The 17,823-nt window shown below is 47.9% G+C and carries 13 protein-coding genes and 1 riboswitch; of the genes, 12 read left to right on the top strand and 1 reads right to left on the bottom strand.

Features of this window, described 5'->3' with window-relative positions; translation table 11 throughout:
* Window positions 1-64 precede the first annotated feature (64 nt).
* Window positions 65-1,150 carry an AI-2E family transporter gene (locus NG796_RS18745; RefSeq protein WP_261208411.1) on the bottom strand — a complete coding sequence of 362 codons (1,086 nt, stop codon included), beginning with the start codon at window positions 1,148-1,150 and terminating at the stop codon, window positions 65-67.
* Window positions 1,151-1,327: 177 nt separating this feature from the next.
* Between NG796_RS18745 and bchD the strand changes: the two genes are divergently transcribed.
* The 12 genes from bchD to NG796_RS18685 all read left to right on the top strand — a co-directional run bounded on the left by bchD (window position 1,328) and on the right by NG796_RS18685 (window position 17,698).
* Window positions 1,328-3,376 (top strand): magnesium chelatase ATPase subunit D, encoded by a 2,049-nt coding sequence (gene bchD, locus NG796_RS18740; protein ID WP_261208410.1) that lies wholly within the window; start codon window positions 1,328-1,330, stop codon window positions 3,374-3,376.
* 91 nt (window positions 3,377-3,467) lie between these two features.
* The gene (locus NG796_RS18735; protein WP_261208409.1) at window positions 3,468-3,941 is read left to right on the top strand and encodes a GNAT family N-acetyltransferase; all 474 of its coding nucleotides are present in this window, start codon (window positions 3,468-3,470) and stop codon (window positions 3,939-3,941) included.
* A 192-nt stretch (window positions 3,942-4,133) separates the two neighbouring features.
* Window positions 4,134-4,292, top strand: a riboswitch (cyclic di-AMP (ydaO/yuaA leader).
* Between the two features lie 96 nt (window positions 4,293-4,388).
* A complete protein-coding gene (ntrB, locus tag NG796_RS18730) occupies window positions 4,389-5,225 on the top strand; it encodes a nitrate ABC transporter permease (protein ID WP_261208408.1) in 837 nt (278 codons plus the stop codon).
* A 138-nt stretch (window positions 5,226-5,363) separates the two neighbouring features.
* Window positions 5,364-6,776, top strand: a complete 1,413-nt coding sequence (locus NG796_RS18725; RefSeq protein ID WP_261208407.1) for a CmpA/NrtA family ABC transporter substrate-binding protein — start codon at window positions 5,364-5,366, stop codon at window positions 6,774-6,776.
* Window positions 6,777-6,909: 133 nt separating this feature from the next.
* Window positions 6,910-7,743 (top strand): ABC transporter ATP-binding protein, encoded by an 834-nt coding sequence (locus NG796_RS18720; RefSeq protein WP_261208406.1) that lies wholly within the window; start codon window positions 6,910-6,912, stop codon window positions 7,741-7,743.
* Window positions 7,744-7,993: 250 nt separating this feature from the next.
* On the top strand, window positions 7,994-8,182 hold the full coding sequence (locus NG796_RS18715) for a hypothetical protein (protein WP_261208405.1): 189 nt from the start codon (window positions 7,994-7,996) through the stop codon (window positions 8,180-8,182).
* Between the two features lie 140 nt (window positions 8,183-8,322).
* Complete coding sequence (locus NG796_RS18710; protein ID WP_261208404.1) at window positions 8,323-9,630, top strand: TldD/PmbA family protein; 1,308 nt, start codon at window positions 8,323-8,325, stop codon at window positions 9,628-9,630.
* Window positions 9,631-9,683: 53 nt separating this feature from the next.
* On the top strand, window positions 9,684-10,541 hold the full coding sequence (locus tag NG796_RS18705) for a DUF3153 domain-containing protein (RefSeq protein ID WP_261208403.1): 858 nt from the start codon (window positions 9,684-9,686) through the stop codon (window positions 10,539-10,541).
* A gap of 762 nt (window positions 10,542-11,303) precedes the next feature.
* A complete protein-coding gene (locus NG796_RS18700) occupies window positions 11,304-11,711 on the top strand; it encodes a PleD family two-component system response regulator (RefSeq protein WP_261208402.1) in 408 nt (135 codons plus the stop codon).
* A 419-nt stretch (window positions 11,712-12,130) separates the two neighbouring features.
* Complete coding sequence (locus tag NG796_RS18695; protein WP_261208401.1) at window positions 12,131-14,188, top strand: serine/threonine-protein kinase; 2,058 nt, start codon at window positions 12,131-12,133, stop codon at window positions 14,186-14,188.
* A 104-nt stretch (window positions 14,189-14,292) separates the two neighbouring features.
* Complete coding sequence (locus NG796_RS18690) at window positions 14,293-15,432, top strand: serine/threonine-protein kinase (RefSeq protein ID WP_317619329.1); 1,140 nt, start codon at window positions 14,293-14,295, stop codon at window positions 15,430-15,432.
* Window positions 15,433-15,826: 394 nt separating this feature from the next.
* Complete coding sequence (locus tag NG796_RS18685) at window positions 15,827-17,698, top strand: serine/threonine-protein kinase (protein WP_261208400.1); 1,872 nt, start codon at window positions 15,827-15,829, stop codon at window positions 17,696-17,698.
* Window positions 17,699-17,823: the final 125 nt, after the last annotated feature.

Genomic DNA, 17,823 nt, shown 5'->3' with positions numbered 1-17,823 from the left:
GGGGTTGGGGGGATTGATCCCTGAATCAAAGCAAACAGTCTATGGTTAATCACTCCGGCTGATTTTATATAGATTCGGTGACCGTTTCCCCCTGGCGATCGCCAGCCTCAAGTTCATATTTAGAAGGTTTATTCTTCCATTTGTCCATAATATCTTTAAAATATAACTCTTGAATCCAAATCTGAGCCACCACCGTCAGCGGAAGCGCTAATAATAATCCCAACACTCCAAACACACTGGCAAAGAAAATTTGGGCCACTAAGGTGACTGCGGGTAACAGAGAAACTTGTTTTGCCATCACCGTAGGCGTTAACCAATAACTTTCAATCTGTTGAATGAGGATATACCAAATTAACACCGCTAAAGCTTTCCAAGGTGCATCTAATAAAGCAATCATTAAAGGAAATACCGCGCTCATGGTTGGGCCAATATTGGGGATAAAATTAAAGAGCCCTGCCATCAAGGCATGAACTAACACTAAGTCCACTTGTAAAATCCAGAGTCCGGCTCCACTTAAACTCCCAATAAAAATACAGTTAATCGCAATTCCGGCAAACCAGTTTCCTAACCCAATTTCACATTCATCTAAAATTTCATGGGCACGGCGGCGATAAAAAGAGGGAAAGAGCCGGACGAATGCCTGCCGATATTCCAACGGATTGGCTAACAGCATCAAGGTCAGCACAATCACAAATAAAAGTTGAAGGGCAATCCGAAACGAGTTGGAGAAAAAATCGACAAAATTCGTGACCGATCGCAGGACAAAGGGCTGTAACTGCACAATCAACTCGGCCAAACTCGGCGGTTGCGGTAACCAAATCGGCAACTGAGTTTCCACCGATCGCAGCCAAAGCCGCAAGGCTACAAACACTTGCGGTAATAGCTCAATCATCCTTTGCGACTGTTCAATAAACCGGGGAACCACCAGCCAAATAAACAGCACATAGAACAAAACTGTCAAACACAGCGTGATGAAAATAGCAACGGTGCGGTTGAGACGTAACCGCGTTTGGAACTGCTTGGCAATACTATTGAGCGCAGTAGCAAAAACAACTGCAACAAATAACAGTAACAACAATTGCCGAATTTCCCACAAAATATAAAGGGAAATCAGAATGGCAACAAACCCCAGCCATTGACCAAATTTCACAGGTGTTGTTCTTTAAAATAATAGACTTTCCTCTAGGAATATAGCTCATGACTTCGACAGATTGGCGAGAGGGGCGGTGATTTTGAACTGAGGCAACTGCCCCTCCGCACTAAAAAATCCCCGGACCCGCCCGCTTTTTTGATATTCTGAACCTTTGGACTAGCAATTATTCAAACCATGCCCGCGCCCAGCACCTCTACCCTCACAGCATTTCCTCTGACAGCAGTTGTCGGTCAGGAGGCGATTAAACTCGCCCTACTGTTAACCGCAGTAGACCCCGGATTGGGAGGACTGGCGATCGCCGGTCGTCGGGGAACCGCCAAATCCGTGATGGCGCGTGCCATTCACGCCCTGTTACCCCCAATTGAAGTCGTCAAAGACTCGATCGCCAACTGCAATCCCACCAATCCCGATGAATGGGACGACCTCACCCGAGAAGCTTACCCCCACTCGGGGACCAACGGCACCACTCCCGATGAGGTTCCCACTCAAATCATTCCCGCCCCCTTTGTACAAATCCCTCTCGGGGTCACAGAAGACCGCCTGTTAGGATCCGTGGATGTGGAACAGTCGGTCAAGCAAGGGGACACGGTATTTCAACCGGGTTTACTCGCCCAAGCGCATCGGGGGGTACTCTATATCGATGAAATCAACCTCCTCGATGACCAAATTGCCAACCTGCTGTTAAGCGTCCTCACCGATGGACGCAACCAAATCGAACGGGAAGGGATTAGCTTCCAACATCCCTGCAAACCCTTGTTTATTGCCACCTATAACCCCGAGGAAGGGTCCCTGCGTGAACATCTCCTCGATCGCATTGCCATTACCCTCTCAGCAGATGGGGTCCTCGGCCTCGATCAGCGCGTGGAAGCAGTAGAACAAGCCTTATCCTACTCCGCTTCTCCCCAGGCGTTCTTACACCAATACACCGAAGACATTGACAACCTGAAAACCCAAATTCTCCTCGCCCGAGAATGGTTAAAGGATGTGGAAATTAACTCGGACCAAATCGCCTATCTCGTCAATGAAGCCCTCCGAGGCGGGGTTCAGGGACATCGCGCCGAATTATTTGCCCTGCGTGTCGCCAAGGCATCGGCGGCCCTGGATGGGCGTACTACAGTGAATGCCGAGGACCTGCGTCGGGCGGTGGAATTAGTCATTGTTCCTCGTTGCACCATTGTCCAAACCCCACCGGAGGAACAACAACCGCCACCGCCACCACCACCGCCACCGCCGCAAGACAACTCGGATCAGCAACAAGACGAACCGGACGAGGAAGAACCGGAAGAAGAAGACGAACAGGAACAACCGGAACAGGAACAAAGTATTCCCGAAGAGTTTTTGTTCGATCCTGAAGGGGTGATCATGGACCCGAGTGTGCTGTATTTCGCACAAATGGCGAAGCGGCAAGGTAAATCAGGCAGTCGCAGCATTATTTTTTCTGACGATCGCGGACGGTATATTAAGCCGATGTTACCCAAGGGTAAAGTGCAACGGGTGGCGGTTGATGCCACGTTACGCGCTGCGGCCCCCTATCAAAAAGCCCGTCGGGAACGGCAACCGGACCGAAAGGTGATTGTAGAACAAGGAGATTTGCGCTCAAAGCGCTTGGCGAGAAAAGCCGGGTCTTTAATTATCTTTGTGGTGGATGCCTCGGGCTCGATGGCACTCAACCGGATGCAATCGGCAAAAGGGGCTGTCTTACAACTGCTGACGGAAGCCTATCAAAACCGCGACCAAATTGCCTTGATTCCGTTCCGGGGAGAACAGGCGGATGTGTTGCTACCTCCGACGCGATCGATTACTTCGGCCCGCAGACGGTTGGAACGCTTGCCCTGTGGTGGTGGATCACCCTTAGCCCACGGGTTAAGCACGGCAGTGCGGGTGGGGCTAAATGCTCAACAATCCGGGGATATCGGTCAGGTGGCGATCGTTGCCATTACTGATGGACGGGGGAATGTTCCCTTATCGCGGTCCCTGGGTGAACCGCAAATTGAAGGTGAGAAACCGGATATTAAGGCGGAATTGCTCGATATTGCGGGTAAAATTCGCGGGGTGGGAATGCAGTTGTTGATGATTGATACAGAGAATAAGTTTGTTTCCACCGGATTTGCGAAAGAGTTAGCCAAAGCGGCAGGGGGTCGATATTATAGTTTACCCAAGGCCACAGACCGGGCGATCGCCGATATGGCGAGAGGTGCCCTAGCCGAAATGAAATCTCGTTAGCATTGGACATGGCACAGGGGAGAATTAGGAGATTAATTCTTCCTTCTCCCTGTCCCCGTTTCGGTTTTATTCTTGCTACTGAATATAAGTCATGGCTGCATCAAAGTCTTTGCCTCCGGGCTGTATTCTCCGCCCTGCCATTCCTGAAGATTTAGGGACAATTCGCAAGTTAGTATTTCAGGCAAAATTAGACCCAACCCAGTTGCGCTGGGAGAATTTTTCCGTGATTGAGTTTCAGGATAAAGTCATCGCTTGTGGACAATTACGACAATTTGCAGACTGTCAAGAGTTGGGAAGTTTAGTGGTTGAGAAGTCTTGGCGCGATCGCGGCCTGGGGTCTTATTTGGTTCAGCATTTAGTCAAAGAAGCGACAGCCCCAGTTTATGTAGAATGTATGGGCTGGTTAGTCGAGTTTTATGAACACTTGGGATTTGTTGAAATTGCTTGGAAAGATTTACCCAAACCTTTAAAAATCAAGTTCTTCTTAGGACAACTTGGCTCAAAAGTCTTGCCGTTAGGGGTAACCATTTTACAGGCAACTCCTATCAAATTTACTAATTCCTAGATTCTATAAATCTGGTCTGGTCAAGGTGTTTGTATCAAGAGAGTTCCCAGAAAGAGTCACTATAAATATTTATACTCACTCCTTTAGAGGTAGTCCTTGCGGAGTATATTAAGTCCGGCCCCTAAAAACAAAAAAATTAAATTCCCTCCCCCCCTTGACATTTGCGAAAATTTTTCGTAAGAATAAAGGGCAAGAGTAAGTCAGCCTAATTTTGGAGCCGCAGCTTGTCTGCGATCGTCCTAAAGCGGGGGAACCATATATCGGGGCGAATCTTTCGTTGAAAATGAGAAAGAAGAGCATCTCTCAGCTCTAGCCCGTCAGCTAACCTCGTAGGCATTGAGAGGAGACTGAAGTACAGGATATTTATAACCTGACTGCTTTAGTGTCCTAGGCCAAGTATCGCTACGACTTACTCCCTTTGGTCCTAGACTCTGAGGGTTAAATTAAATGAGTAGACGTATCGCTACCCGTAAGGGCAGCAGTTTTTCATACGCACCGCGTCGCCTGCTCCAACTCGACTCGGTACTGTTACCGGCGATTGGTTTTGCCGTGATTATTGCCCTGTGGTGGGCGATCGCCACCTTTTTTACCACCCTGATGCCGACTCCTTGGGAGGCACTGGTGGCAAATCTGGACTACATTCTCAATCCCTTTTATCGCCGGGGACCGGGCGACTTAGGCATTGGCTGGCTACTCTTAGCCAGCTTGCGCCGGGTCCTTTTGGGTTTCGGCTTAGGTACCTTAGTTGCCATTCCCGTTGGGTTCTGGATTGGGCTCTCTCCTCGGGCAATGAAAGCAATTAACCCAATCGTCCAGATTTTTAAACCTGTCTCTCCCGTTGCCTGGTTACCGATCGCCTTAGCCATCTTCAACCTGGCCGATCCTTCGGCGATTTTCGTTATTTTCATCACCTCCCTATGGCCCACCTTGATTAACACCGCCTTGGGAGTTGCCAGCGTACCGAAGGACTATCTTCAGGTGGCTGAAGTGCTGGAGATGTCCCAGTGGCGGCGAATGACTAAAATTTTGTGGCCCGCGAGTCTCCCTTATATTTTCACCGGATTGCGAATCAGTTTAGGGATTGCTTGGCTGGTCATTGTGGCAGTTGAAATGCTCACAGGCGGCATTGGCATCGGCTTTTTCGTCTGGGATGAATGGAACCGTCTGAACCTGAGTTCTGTATTTCTAGCCGTCCTCGTCATTGGCTTGACCGGGCTAATTCTGGACTACCTACTCGCACGACTGCAACAATGGGCCACCCATCGGCCAGCGGTACAGGTTTAATCCGTCGATCATTCTCTTTGGGTCACCGAACTGACCTGTCATACATTCACTCTGGGGGCAACTCTCTCGCTGTGGAGGGTTTGCCTATACCCGGATTTGTTAAGGCAGCTTACTGAACTTTAGACCTTCCGGAAAACTATGAGTTATATAAGTCGGCGATCGCTACTCAAGGGAGTAGCTGGATTTTCTGCGGGATTAGCCCTTTCTGCCTGTAGTCAAGCCTTATCGGGCCCATCAAGAGGCAACTCTCGAAGCAATGCGGCATCTCAACCCTTTGAAATTGACCAGGTAATTGACCCCAGCACTTTAGAACAGCCTAATCTTCGGGTAGGCTATGTGCCGGTCAATGATTGCGCCCCTTTTGCCGTAGCCGCCCAAAAAGGCTTTTTTTATAAGTACGGACTCAATGTCACCCTCAACCGTGAAGCCAGTTGGGGGACATCCCGAGACGGGCTCATCTTTGGCCGTTTGGATGCCGCCCCCGTGGTATCCGGTTGTATTACCAATGCTCGCTTAGGGGCAGAAGGTGCGCGTCATGCACCCATGTGTGGTGCGATGACCATTCACCGCCACGGCAATGCAATGACCATGAATCGCCGGATGTGGGATAGCGGACTGCGACCCCTGCGAGAATACAACGGAGACCTCGATCGCTTTGCCCGGGACTTTCGCAATTACTTTGACAGCTTACCCTCAGAGAAGCGAATCTGGGCGGTGGTCCTGAGTTCAGCTATCTATGAATACTTCGTTCGCTATCTGGCAGCAGCAGCGGGAATCGACCCGATCGCCACCTTTCGGCTCATGATCATTCCCCCCCCGCAGATGGTTACCAATGTGCGAATTGGGGCAATGCAGGGGTATATGGTGGCTGAACCTTGGAATAGTCGGGCAATTACAGGGAATGAAGGGGTGGGTTTTACCTTTGCTCAGGGTAAGGAACTCTGGCGCGGCCATCCAGACCGGATTTTGGGCGTGATGGAGTCTTTTATTGATGAAAATCCCCGCACTTATCGTTCCTTGGTGAAGGCCATGATTGAGGCTTGTCAGTATTGCGGTGACCCCCGTAATCGGGAAGAAGTGGCCGAAATTATTTCCGACCGAGCCTTTACTGGCGCACCGGCCAAGTTCACTCGTCCCGGGATTGTTGGCGACTACAACTATGGAGGGTTTGATGGTCAAGAGCGCATAGTTTCTCATCTTGACACCACCATTTTTGATGCACTGCCCGATGATTTACCTCATCCCCCAGGGGATCATTCTACCTTTTTATGGCAATCTCAGGCCCTCTGGCTAATGACCCAGGCGGCCCGATGGGGACAGGTTGAAAAGTTTCCCACGGATGCGGAAGCATTGGCCCGTCGCACTTGGCGTACGGACCTCTATCGTGAGATTGCCACCGAGATGGGGATTCCCTGTCCAGGGGAGGATTACAAAGTAGAACCCGGGGAGGTGTTTATCGATCGCAAATCCTTCGACCCTAGCAACCCCGTAGGCTATCTGAACAGTTTTGAAATTAGGGCTAAGGCTCCGGTTAAGTTTTTTCTATCGTAGATATCCGTTTGGATATGAGATCGCTTTCCTGTGAGATTTGATATCTATCCAACGGCGATCGCACCCAACGTTTGGGCTGTTTCTGTTCCTCATAACGTTCTGTTTTATTCAAATCCATTTAGCGAGGTGAATCGTGGTTAAACCCAGTAACTATTCCTTTAATACTGAAACTCGTTCAACCGAGGATTTTTTAGTCATTCGTGATTTAATCAAAGCCTACCCCAATGCCAATGGCGGTCAGTCTGTTATTTTAGACGGTATCGATTTAACCGTCCAGTCCGATGAGTATATTTCGATTATTGGTCACTCCGGCTGTGGCAAATCGACTTTACTGAAGATTGTCGCAGGGCTAGAGCAAGCCAGTTCAGGCCAAGTTACCTTGGAGGGACAACCCATTTCTAAGCCAGGAGCAGAACGCATGATGGTTTTCCAGCAGTATTCCCTCCTACCTTGGCTGACCGTGCGAGAGAATGTGCGACTAGCAGTGGATGAAGTGATGCGCCGTTTGCCCGAAGTAGAGAAGCGAGAAATCGTCAATGAACATTTAGCAATGGTGAATCTCAATGCCGCAGCGGAGAAATACCCCGATGAAATTTCCGGGGGGATGAAGCAACGGGTCGGAATTGCTCGGGCGTTGGCGATTCGACCCAAGATGCTGTTAATGGATGAACCTTTTGGGGCTTTGGATGCCCTCACCCGAGGGAAATTACAACGACAGGTATTAGACATTTGGGAACACCATCCCCAGGCGGTGATGATGATTACTCACGATGTAGATGAGGCGCTGTTTATGTCAGACCGAATTGTGATGATGACCAATGGTCCCCAAGCCCAGATCGGGGAAATTCTGCACGTGCCTTTTCCTCATCCACGCGATCGCGCCGCCTTGCGGGATGATAAGCGGTATTACGAGTTGCGAAATCATGCCCTTAATTTTCTTGATCGCTATTTCACTCAAGATGATTGATAGCATCAGAAATTCCTCCTGAGTTAGGGCGCGGGAGAATCGTCAACGTAACCCTCACTTGTAACTAACAAGTGAGGGTTACGTTGTTTCTATTGCAGGGACTTGTAAGGTTCCCAAGTTTTACCATTAGGAAGCATTGACAAGATTAAAATTTGGGGGAAGTTTCCGGTTTGAAAATTTGTTATAATATATACTTAGGTGGAATATTTTGTGAAACTTCTCACAAGCATTGGTTTAAAAAATAGCACTTATGAACTTGCCAGAATTTGAGTATTTAATTCGCAAAACAGTCACTTATTTGGATTTTCATAGCGATGATGCCTCTCAGGAGTTAAAGGCACAGTGGCAACAGGTGCTGGTGGAGATTCAACAGCTCAAACGACAGAAACAGCAGGAAAAAGGCCGTCGTAGTCCCAGCAAACCCTCCAAACCGGAGTAATTGCCCGGAATTTCTGGAAAAATCCCCTGGTATTATTGCCCATTTCCTATTCTCTTGGCGGATTCAAACCCAGACGGGTAGCGATCGCAGCCCGATCCGACCTAAGATCGAGAAGAAAACCAGTAACAACGACAGAAATTGTGAGTGATTCGACGCTTGAGAAAATTCTCGACTTGGCAAAATCTCGGGTAGACTCTGCTGAAGTTTACTATGTCTCCAGTCAAGATACCCCGATTGAATTTGAAAACAACCGCCTGAAATCCCTGCAAACCAAAGCCCTACAAGGGGTTGCCCTCCGGGTGATTTCCAAGGGCAAAATCGGCTTTGCCAGTTCCACGGACCTCACCCGCCTCGATGATTTAGTCGATGCTGCTGTCCAAACCTCGGAAATTGGGGACAGTGCCGAATTTGAGTTCGCTAGTAACCTCCATTTGTCCTCCCCAACCTCAGACTATCAACCCCCAACCACCCAGGAGTTGTTGGAAGTCGGGCGAAATCAAATTGAGCAAGTTCATGCTTATAACCCCGATATCCTGGTGGATGTCAGCTTTCATGTACGCAGTGGGACGGTCAAAATTATGACCAGTCAAGATCTGTATGCCACGCGATCGAGCCAGATGGTTAGCGCCAGTCTAAGCGGTAACTTAGTCAAAGGGGAAGATTTCCTGCAAGCTTATAGCTATGATGTGGCGCGCGATCGCCTACCGGACTTCGATCGCCTCCTCAAAGACCTCCTCAGAAAATACCAACTCGCCGAACGTCCCGCCACCATTACCAGCGGTTCTTTCCCCGTCTTTTTCACCCCAAGAGCGGCAGCCAGTACCCTAGGTAGTCTATTCGATACCATCTTATCCGGGCAAGCCGTGGTCCAAAAGGCATCCCCCCTCATGGATAAAGTGGGGCAAAAAGTATTTGATGAACGCCTGACCCTGTTTGAAGACCCCACCCTCGGTCCCTCCGCTTGTGAATTTGACGATGAAGGCACTCCCACCAGTCCCAATACCCTCATTGAAAACGGCGTCGTCAATGGGTTTTACTGGGACCGTCGCTGGGCTGCCCGTGTCGGGTTACAATCGACCGGAAATGGATTTCGGGGTGGACTTTCGCGCCCAGGACCCGATTTGGTCAATCTCTGCGTGAATTCGGGGAGTACCTCCACCGCTGATTTAATTGCTGGAGTCAAGGAAGGATTAATTGTTGAGCAAGTGCTGGGGGCTGGTCAATCCAATCAACTGGCGGGAGAATTTTCGGTTAACTTAGATTTAGGTTATAAAATCGAAAATGGCGAGATTGTCGGGCGGGTTAAAAATACAATGGTTGCCGGAAGTATTTTTGAAGCCTTTGACAATTTAGTAGATTTTAGTCAAGAACGGGACTGGGTAGGTGGCGGTGCATTCTTGCCCAGTATGCTGTTTGGTAAACTTGGAGTTTCGGCCAGACAAGGTTAGATTTCTAGTTGTTAAAACATGAGTTAATCCATTGACTGGAGGGAGAAAAATTTGTGAAATTAGCAGTTTTTGGGAGGATGGTCGGGGAGTGGATTCAAGGGAGAGTGCAGCGATCGCGAATCTGGATTGTCCTGTTACTGGTCCCGATGTTGCTCACCGGCTGTGTGGAATATGATGTGGGGATTAACTTTGAGAGTCAAACTCATGGAGAAATTGTCCAACATATCCAATTGGGAGAACGACTCAAAGCCTTTAGTAGTTCTACCGCTGAAGCTTGGTTAGAAAGTATCGAACGGCGGACGCGCCAATTGCACGGCCAGGTTAAGCGCAGTTCTGACCGAGAAATTACGGTAAAAATTCCGTTTAATAATGGAGCGGAATTAGTAGACAAGTTCAACCAATTTTTTAATCCCGCTGATGAAAATAAAGGGGAGTTAACGAATTCCCCCGAGGCGCAAATTCCGGATATTTCTTCTCAGATGGCGATCAGACAACGAAACTTTTTACTGGCGATTTATAATCACCTCAATTATGAATTAGATTTGCGATCGCTCGGGGTAATTTCCTCCAATGGCACGGTCATCGTCAGTCCAGGAGTCCTATTCGATCTGGAATTTACATTAAATACGCCCTGGGGTGCAACCGCCGTCGTTTCCGACAATGGACTAATCCCAGAGATTCGCAATGAGGGACGGCAACTGGTCTGGACTTTGCAACCGGGACAACTGAATCATCTGGAGACCCGATTTTGGGTCCCGAGTCCCATTGGAATTGGGGCCTTAATCATTGCATTATTTGTGACCCTGAGTATCTTCTTCAAAGACAAACTATTACCCGCCTTGGGGATGGGTCAGCGCAAACCTCCAAAGGCCAAAAAACCCCAACCGGAAGCCGCTAATCTTGGGGGTTAGAGGTTGACTTCCGGGAGTCTTTAAGTCTCTGCGTCTGATGGGGTGAGGGATGAACCGGGTCCGGTAACTGTTTCAGGAGAGTTTTTCCAAGTCTGGGGGGGGAATCGGACCTAACCCCCGTTCCCCAGGGGTCACCGGCATGGTTTTTGGGGTGATTGCTTCAGAGAATTGTCAGATCTAGGGGAGGGCTTTCTCCATCGAATAACGGTCAAGTTTACAGGCTGAAAATTCTGGAACCCCCCTGCGCAGAGAGTGGACCGTTGACATCAACCGCAAGGGTTATATCCTTGGAGTCAACTGGAAAAAAAGAAAAGGGACGAATGACATAACTCGGTGTCAGAAAGGGTCAAAAATTTGAATCCCGCCTTGATGAAGAACCGACCCTCTGGAATTAATCCAGCAGTCAACTTGAGCCAACTTTATCAAAGGTTTAAGAATGATGAAGCTAAGGGGAAAATAGGGAGGTTTGATAGCGAGAATAGAGGGCGATCGCCTTTAGAGGGCGAAGGGCGGTTGTTCTCAGGGTTTAATCTAGGTAAAACCACTGTAGCCTCATTCACCAAAACCCTGAATTTTGTTTCTGAACCCTATTCGTTATATCCTGGAAAAAATAGGGTAAAGTTAAAGAGAGAGATATGCCCATCGTTCAGGGGATAGTGTATCGTCTGAATTGAGTCAACCCAGATTTGGCGGAAAAGCCAGTCAAGCTGTTGCGATTCTAACCTGTCCATCTGAAGTGTTTTTAAGGACTGGAGAGAAAAAATGTCTGAAAATAATAGTCCCGTAGCCACCATTCTAGCAGTCGATGATAGTATCGTCATGCAAGATTTAGTTAAGCGAGCATTGGCTCAGGATTATCGCGTTCTCGTTGCAGATAATGCCGTGGATGCTTTGTCAATGATTTATCATGAGCAGGTGGCTATTTTGTTGCTCGATGTTTCAATGCCCGGAATCGATGGCTTAGAGCTTTGTCGAACCGTCAGGAACATCCCTCAATTTCAAGAACTGCCCATTGTCATGCTCACCGCTCGCGATGGTCTGTTTGATAAGGTCCAAGGTCGGTTAGCGGGAGCAACGGAATATTTAACTAAGCCCTTTGATGCCGCCCAACTGCGTCAAGTGGTGGGAAATTTTATTAATAGTAATTATCCGTCAGAAGTCGCAGAATAATCTCCAAATTTAGGGAAGGGTTATTGATACAGAATACCCCCATTATTCGCCGAAAAATAGGTCTGGCTTGAAGGATGGTGCTCTGACGGGAAACCGCGTCTTTGGACCGGGGAAAGCGGAGGGAGAGAGGGAATTTTTTTCAGGAGAAGAATGTAAGCCTTTCCTCAAAAATAGCCGACCGGATTGAAACCAGATAATAGCATATAACCCAAGGCATGGAGAGGGTTAATCCATAAAAATTAATAAATATTCAAAAAGTGTAAAAGTTGGGCTAAAAATCTGTTGATCCCGAAGGGTAGTTCCTCGAAGAAAGTCCCGACAGGTTAGCCCTGAGAGGACTAAGGGAGGACTACAAAACTCCGGGGCGATCGCTGCAAAAACGATCAAACGACCACAGCGGCAGAGGGGTTCTGCTCAGGATGGTTGAAATACTTGGACAGCTTCAAGGCAAAATAAAACTAAATCGGTTCATCGCCTGCCCCTATATGAGCTACTGCCTAAATCCCTCTTGTCAAAATCCCCAAAATCTGCCGAAGACTTCAATTTGTCAAAGTTGCGGCTCAAAGTTACTGCTGAAAGAACGCTATCGAGCGATTAAACCGATCGCCCGAGGGGGATTTGGCAGAACCTTTTTTGCGATCGATGAAGACCGTCTGAATGCCCCCTGTGCCATTAAACAACTACTGCCGACCCTACAAGGCAGTAGTGAATCCAGACAAGGAGTATTTGAGAAGGCCGTGACCCTCTTTAACCAAGAAGCAGTCCGACTGTATGAACTGGGAGAACATCCCCAAATTCCGAGTCTGCTGGCCTCGTTTGAACAGGACAAACGGCTGTATTTGGTGCAGGAGTATATTGATGGTAAAACCCTCTGGCATGAACTCAAAGAGGGGGGTCCATTTCGGGAGGATAAAATTTGTGAACTTCTGGCTAAAGTCTTGCCAGTTCTACAATTTGTCCACTCCAAAAATGTGATTCACCGCGATATAACCCCGGTTAATTTGTTGCGACGTAAGCGCGATGGTCAACTCATTTTGATTGATTTTGGGGTCGCCAAACAACTAACCGATGCTTCCTTTGCGAAACCGGGGACAAAAGTTGGGACCACCTGTTATGCCCCGATCGAACAACTGCGCAGTGGCAAAGCTTATCCGGCCAGTGATTTGTATGGGTTAGGGGTGACTTGTATTCACTTGCTGACGGGTGCAAAACCTGATGGACTGTTTGACCCGATTAAGGGCTGTATTTGGCGGGAGTATTTGAAGAATCGAGGGCGGACGATCGCCCCGCGTCTGGGGGATATCCTGGATAAAATGATTAAAGATAATTTGAGCGATCGCTATCAATCCGCCCAGGCCGTCTTGATCGATTTGGCCGCTGTTTTACCCCAGGGCGATCGCCAGGAACTCCGCAACGCCGCTACCCGGATTCAAACGCCCCAGTTCATGAAACCCCCCTCCACCCATAATTTACTACCCCCGGGCGATCGAGGGAGTCCGGTGGCCCTTTTCTCGAAACCCCCGATTAGCAATCACACCTCAACCCATAGCGGCCCTCGGTGTGTCCGGACCCTCACGGGCCATACCTCTTGGGTAACTTGTTTGGCGATCGCCCCCAACAGTCACATTCTCGCCAGTGGCAGTCTCGATGATCGCATCCTGATTTGGAATTTTTTTACCGGGGAAACTATCCGAGGTCTCTCGGGTCATAGCAAATCCATCAATGGACTTGCTATCTCTCCTGATGGAACTCTGTTAGCGAGTTGCAGCGATGATGATACCATCAAGCTTTGGCATCTGAATACAGGTCAGGAAATTGCAACCCTAACCGACCATTTACGGGATGTTAATTCCCTCGCTTTTAACACCACGGGCACAATTTTAGCATCCGGTTCTGAGGATAGAACCGTGCGACTTTGGCAGATCGGAACGGGACCCAAAGGAAACGTTTCTGTCTCACCTTTGTGTACTTTGGCCGGTCGTTCAGGAATGATTAAATCCATTGCGATCGGACCGAAGAGTGAATATTTAGCCAGTGGCGGACTGGATAACGCCATCCAAATTTGGGATTTAAAACACCATAAAGTGCGCTATACCCTGGGGGGACATCTGCAATCGGTGAACTGTTTAGCAATCAGTCCCGATGGCACACTTTTAGTCAGTGGCAGTAAAGATAAAACCCTTAAACTTTGGAATTTTGCCACAGGAAAGCTAATCACTACCTTATCCGGCCATCGGGATATGGTGAATTCTGTCGCTTTTTCTCCCAATGGCAAACATATTGTCAGTGGCAGTACCGACCAAACCTTAAATCTGTGGCAGATTCGCCAGGAAAAAGGCCAGTTTTCCGCGAACCATGTCACTACCCTGAATGGACATACCGGGGCAGTGAATGCGGTGATTTTTGCGCCCGATGGTAAACTGGTGATTAGTGGCAGTTGGGACGAAACGATTAAAATTTGGCAAGTCTTGTCTTAAAAACTAGGCGGATCAGCTAAGTTGGGACTGCAATTGACTTGTTTCGGTGCGATCGCCACTCATCACCGAGGAACGATACCCATTCTGTCAATTTCGTTAAAATTATGACCTATTGTCTCAATTCAAACTGTTCTAACCCCTCCAATCCCCCCTCTACCAAATTTTGTCTAACTTGTGGGGCTAAATTACTGTTGCGCGATCGCTATCGGGCAGTACAACCCTTGGGCCAAGGGGGGATGGGTCGCACCTTTTTTGCTGTTGATGAAGACCGCCTCAATGCACCCTGTGTCATTAAACAGTTTTTTCCCCAAATTCAAGGGACTGCTGCCTTAGCAAAAGCTACGGAACTATTTCAACGGGAAGCAGTGCAACTCCTGCATCTGGGGGAACATCCTCAAATTCCCTCCCTTTATGCTTATTTTGAACAGGATAAACGCTGGTATTTAGTTCAGGAATTAATTGATGGATTAGACCTTTTAGATGAACTCAAACAACAGGGATCCTTTAGCGAAAGCCAAATTTATTCCCTATTACTGGATTTATTGCCGATTCTGCAATTTATTCATACGAATAATGTGATTCATCGTGATATAAAACCGGAAAATATTTTACGACGACGCAAGGATAATAAGCTCGTTTTAGTTGATTTTGGGGTGGCTAAAGAAGGGACGGGGACTGCCCTGGCCCAAATGGGAACTCGGGCCGGTACTCACGGATATGCTCCTCTGGAACAAATTCGTGGGGGTCAGGCATATCCGGCGAGTGATTTATATAGTTTGGGGGTGACTTGTATTCAGTTATTAACAGCAAAAATGCCCGATGATTTATATGATGGAATGAATGCCCGCTGGGTGTGGAAAGAACAACTGGCAAAGCAAGGGAAAAGTACCTCTCCAATCTTAGCACAAATTTTAGATAAATTGCTACAAGAATTAGTGCGCGATCGCTATCAATCCGCGACAGAAGTTTTAAAAGTGTTACAACCCGGGGCGATCGCCTCCCCACCCCCTAAACCCCCTGCTGCCCCCCAAACTCCCCCTGTTCAACCGGGCAAATTTGACCCGGTTTCCCTGGATTTAGAAGCGATTAAAACTCATTTTAGTCAAGGGCAACCGGGTAAAGCGGTATCCCCTGCATCTCCCCCACCCAAACCCAGCCCAACTCCCCCCAATCAAACCCCAGGTTTTGACCCGATCGCCGCTGAATTAGAAGCCTTACGCTCGGAATTTGGACAAGGACCTTAATCTTTCAAAATTTTGAAATGCCGAGGTTTTTACCTAATAAAGTTTAATTCTTTTCTTAAAGAAATTTTATTAAAATAATGAAGGGTTAAAAACTTCCTCTATTTTATTTTTTGAAAGTAATTTAATCCACCTAAATTACAACCCCCTCCCCGGAACCGAACGACTCTAAATAAAGACGGAGAATGCCTCAAAGTAGAGGGAATATATTACTCCCTACTGCTGCTGGAAATCCAGATATTCATTCCTCTATGTAAAAGGATTGAGACGCGCTATAGAGCCTGCTCTCAGTCACTGGATCAATTTTCTAGTAAACGGGTGATTTTGGAAAATTGCGATTAAAATAGAAAGTTAGAAGAGTTTCCGAAATCCTGAACCGTTTTACCTAGAACATGGCATGAGCTATTGTCTCAATCCCCACTGTCAAAATCCTGAGAATCCAGCCGGTATCAAGTTTTGTCAAAGTTGTGGCAACGAGTTGCAACTCAACCAGCGATATCGAGCACTTTCCCTGTTGGGGGAAGGGGGATTTGGGCGCACCTTTATCGCTGAAGATGGCGATCGCTTAAATGCCACCTGTGTGATTAAACAATTTTTGCCGTTACCCCAAGTTCAGCAAAATTCCAACTTGTTGGAAACGGCCACTAAAATGTTCGCCCAAGAAGCTCAACGACTATTACAATTGGGCGATCATCCTCAGATTCCCACTCTATTTGCGGATTTTGCTATCGATGGTCGTCTCTATCTGGTGCAACAGTTTATCAATGGGAAAACTTTGTTGCAGGAGTTGGATGAAAACGGGCCGTTTTCTAGCGATAAAATCAAAAATTTATTATTAGATTTATTGCCAGTTTTACAGTTTATTCATGAGCGAAATGTAATTCATCGAGATATTAAGCCCGAAAATATTTTAAGACAAAAATCCGATGGGAAATATGTGTTAATTGATTTTGGGGTAGCTAAACAACTCAGTAATAACGTTTTAGTTAAAACGGGAACCAAAATCGGGACGGAAGGCTATGCACCCATTGAACAACTGCGGGGAGGGAAAGCCTATCCGGCGAGTGATTTGTACAGCTTGGGGGTCACTTGTATTCATTTGATGACCGATACAAACCCCGATGAATTGTACGATCCGATGAAGGGTCGCTGGTTGTGGCGAGAAGAATTAATCAAAAAAGGAATGACGATTGATCGCCGCTTAGAAAAAGTGATTGATAAGATGGTGCAGGAGTGGGTAAACGATCGCTACGAAAGTGCAGGAGGGGCACTGGCCGACCTCTATTGGTCCCTTCCCCAACGGTTTATGTCCAACTCCCCAACAGTCACTCCGCTGATTAACCCCGCAATTCCCACCACCTGGAAATGTATTCATACCTTGACGGGTCATCAGAACTATGCGATCGCGGTAGCCATTAGTCCCGATGGAGAAACCTTAGCCAGTTGTAGCTATGATAAAACAATCAAAGTTTGGCATTTGGCTACCGGGAATGCGATCGGGACTTTAACCGCTCATACCGGGTGGGTGAGTTGCCTTGCGATTAGTCCCGATGGACAAATTCTGGTCAGTGGCAGCTTGGATAATACCCTCAAGTTGTGGGATTTGGGCAGTGGGAACTTATTGCAGACCTGGGATGGATTAAATGCCTATCCGTTGTCGATTGCGATCAGTCCTGATGGGGGAATCTTAGCCGCAGGTTGTTTTGACAGTACGGTGAAACTGTGGGACCTGACAACGGGGATGGCAGTCGGGACCCTGACGGGACATACGGGGTATGTGGAATCAGTGGCGATCGCCCCGGATGGTAAAACCTTAGCCAGTGGAGGGGGATACGATGACCATACCATTAAATTATGGGACTTGAGCACTGGCCTAGAGCAAGCCACCCTCCAGGGACATTTGGCCTCAGTCCGTGCAGTCGCCTTTACTCCCAATGGTCAACAGTTAGTCAGTGGCAGTGAAGACAAAACTGTGAAACTGTGGGATTTGCAGACCCACAGCCAGACTTACAGCTTGTCAACCCTGAAAGATTGGGTACAAGCGATCGCCGTGAGTCCCGATGGGGAAATCCTCGCCTGTGGCAGTCGCGATCGCCTGATTAAATTGTTCCATCTGAGGACCGGACAAGAACTGTGCACCTTAAAATGGCATTCTGGACCTATTACCTCTCTCGCCTTTAGTCCAGAGGGCAACAAATTAGTGAGTAGCAGTTGGGATAATACCATTAAAATTTGGCAAGCTGTCTTGTCACCTGAAAATAAAACATAAAATAAGCCATCCACAAAACGAGTCCCATCCAAAAAAGCCGATTCAATTCTCTACTATTGGTAGTCTGCAATACCAATAATTCTGAAACATCAGCCTAAATTGACCCGTTTTGTAACCCCGCCGAC

Origin of the sequence: Laspinema sp. D2d, from assembly GCF_025370755.1 — a bacterium.
GTDB lineage: Bacteria > Cyanobacteriota > Cyanobacteriia > Cyanobacteriales > Laspinemataceae > Laspinema.
The sequence above is the reverse complement of the archived record's forward strand: the minus strand, read 5'-3'. Positions and strand labels throughout refer to the sequence as shown.

Bases quoted from the DNA above. Each gene is read 5' to 3' on its own strand.
- bchD (WP_261208410.1), top strand. From the start codon at position 1,328: ATGCCCGCGCCCAGCACCTCTACCCTCACAGCATTTCCTCTGACAGCA.
- NG796_RS18735 (WP_261208409.1), top strand. From the start codon at position 3,468: ATGGCTGCATCAAAGTCTTTGCCTCCGGGCTGTATTCTCCGCCCTGCC.
- ntrB (WP_261208408.1), top strand. From the start codon at position 4,389: ATGAGTAGACGTATCGCTACCCGTAAGGGCAGCAGTTTTTCATACGCA.
- NG796_RS18725 (WP_261208407.1), top strand. From the start codon at position 5,364: ATGAGTTATATAAGTCGGCGATCGCTACTCAAGGGAGTAGCTGGATTT.
- NG796_RS18715 (WP_261208405.1), top strand. From the start codon at position 7,994: ATGAACTTGCCAGAATTTGAGTATTTAATTCGCAAAACAGTCACTTAT.
- NG796_RS18700 (WP_261208402.1), top strand. From the start codon at position 11,304: ATGTCTGAAAATAATAGTCCCGTAGCCACCATTCTAGCAGTCGATGAT.
- NG796_RS18695 (WP_261208401.1), top strand. From the start codon at position 12,131: ATGGTTGAAATACTTGGACAGCTTCAAGGCAAAATAAAACTAAATCGG.
- NG796_RS18690 (WP_317619329.1), top strand. From the start codon at position 14,293: ATGACCTATTGTCTCAATTCAAACTGTTCTAACCCCTCCAATCCCCCC.
- NG796_RS18685 (WP_261208400.1), top strand. From the start codon at position 15,827: ATGAGCTATTGTCTCAATCCCCACTGTCAAAATCCTGAGAATCCAGCC.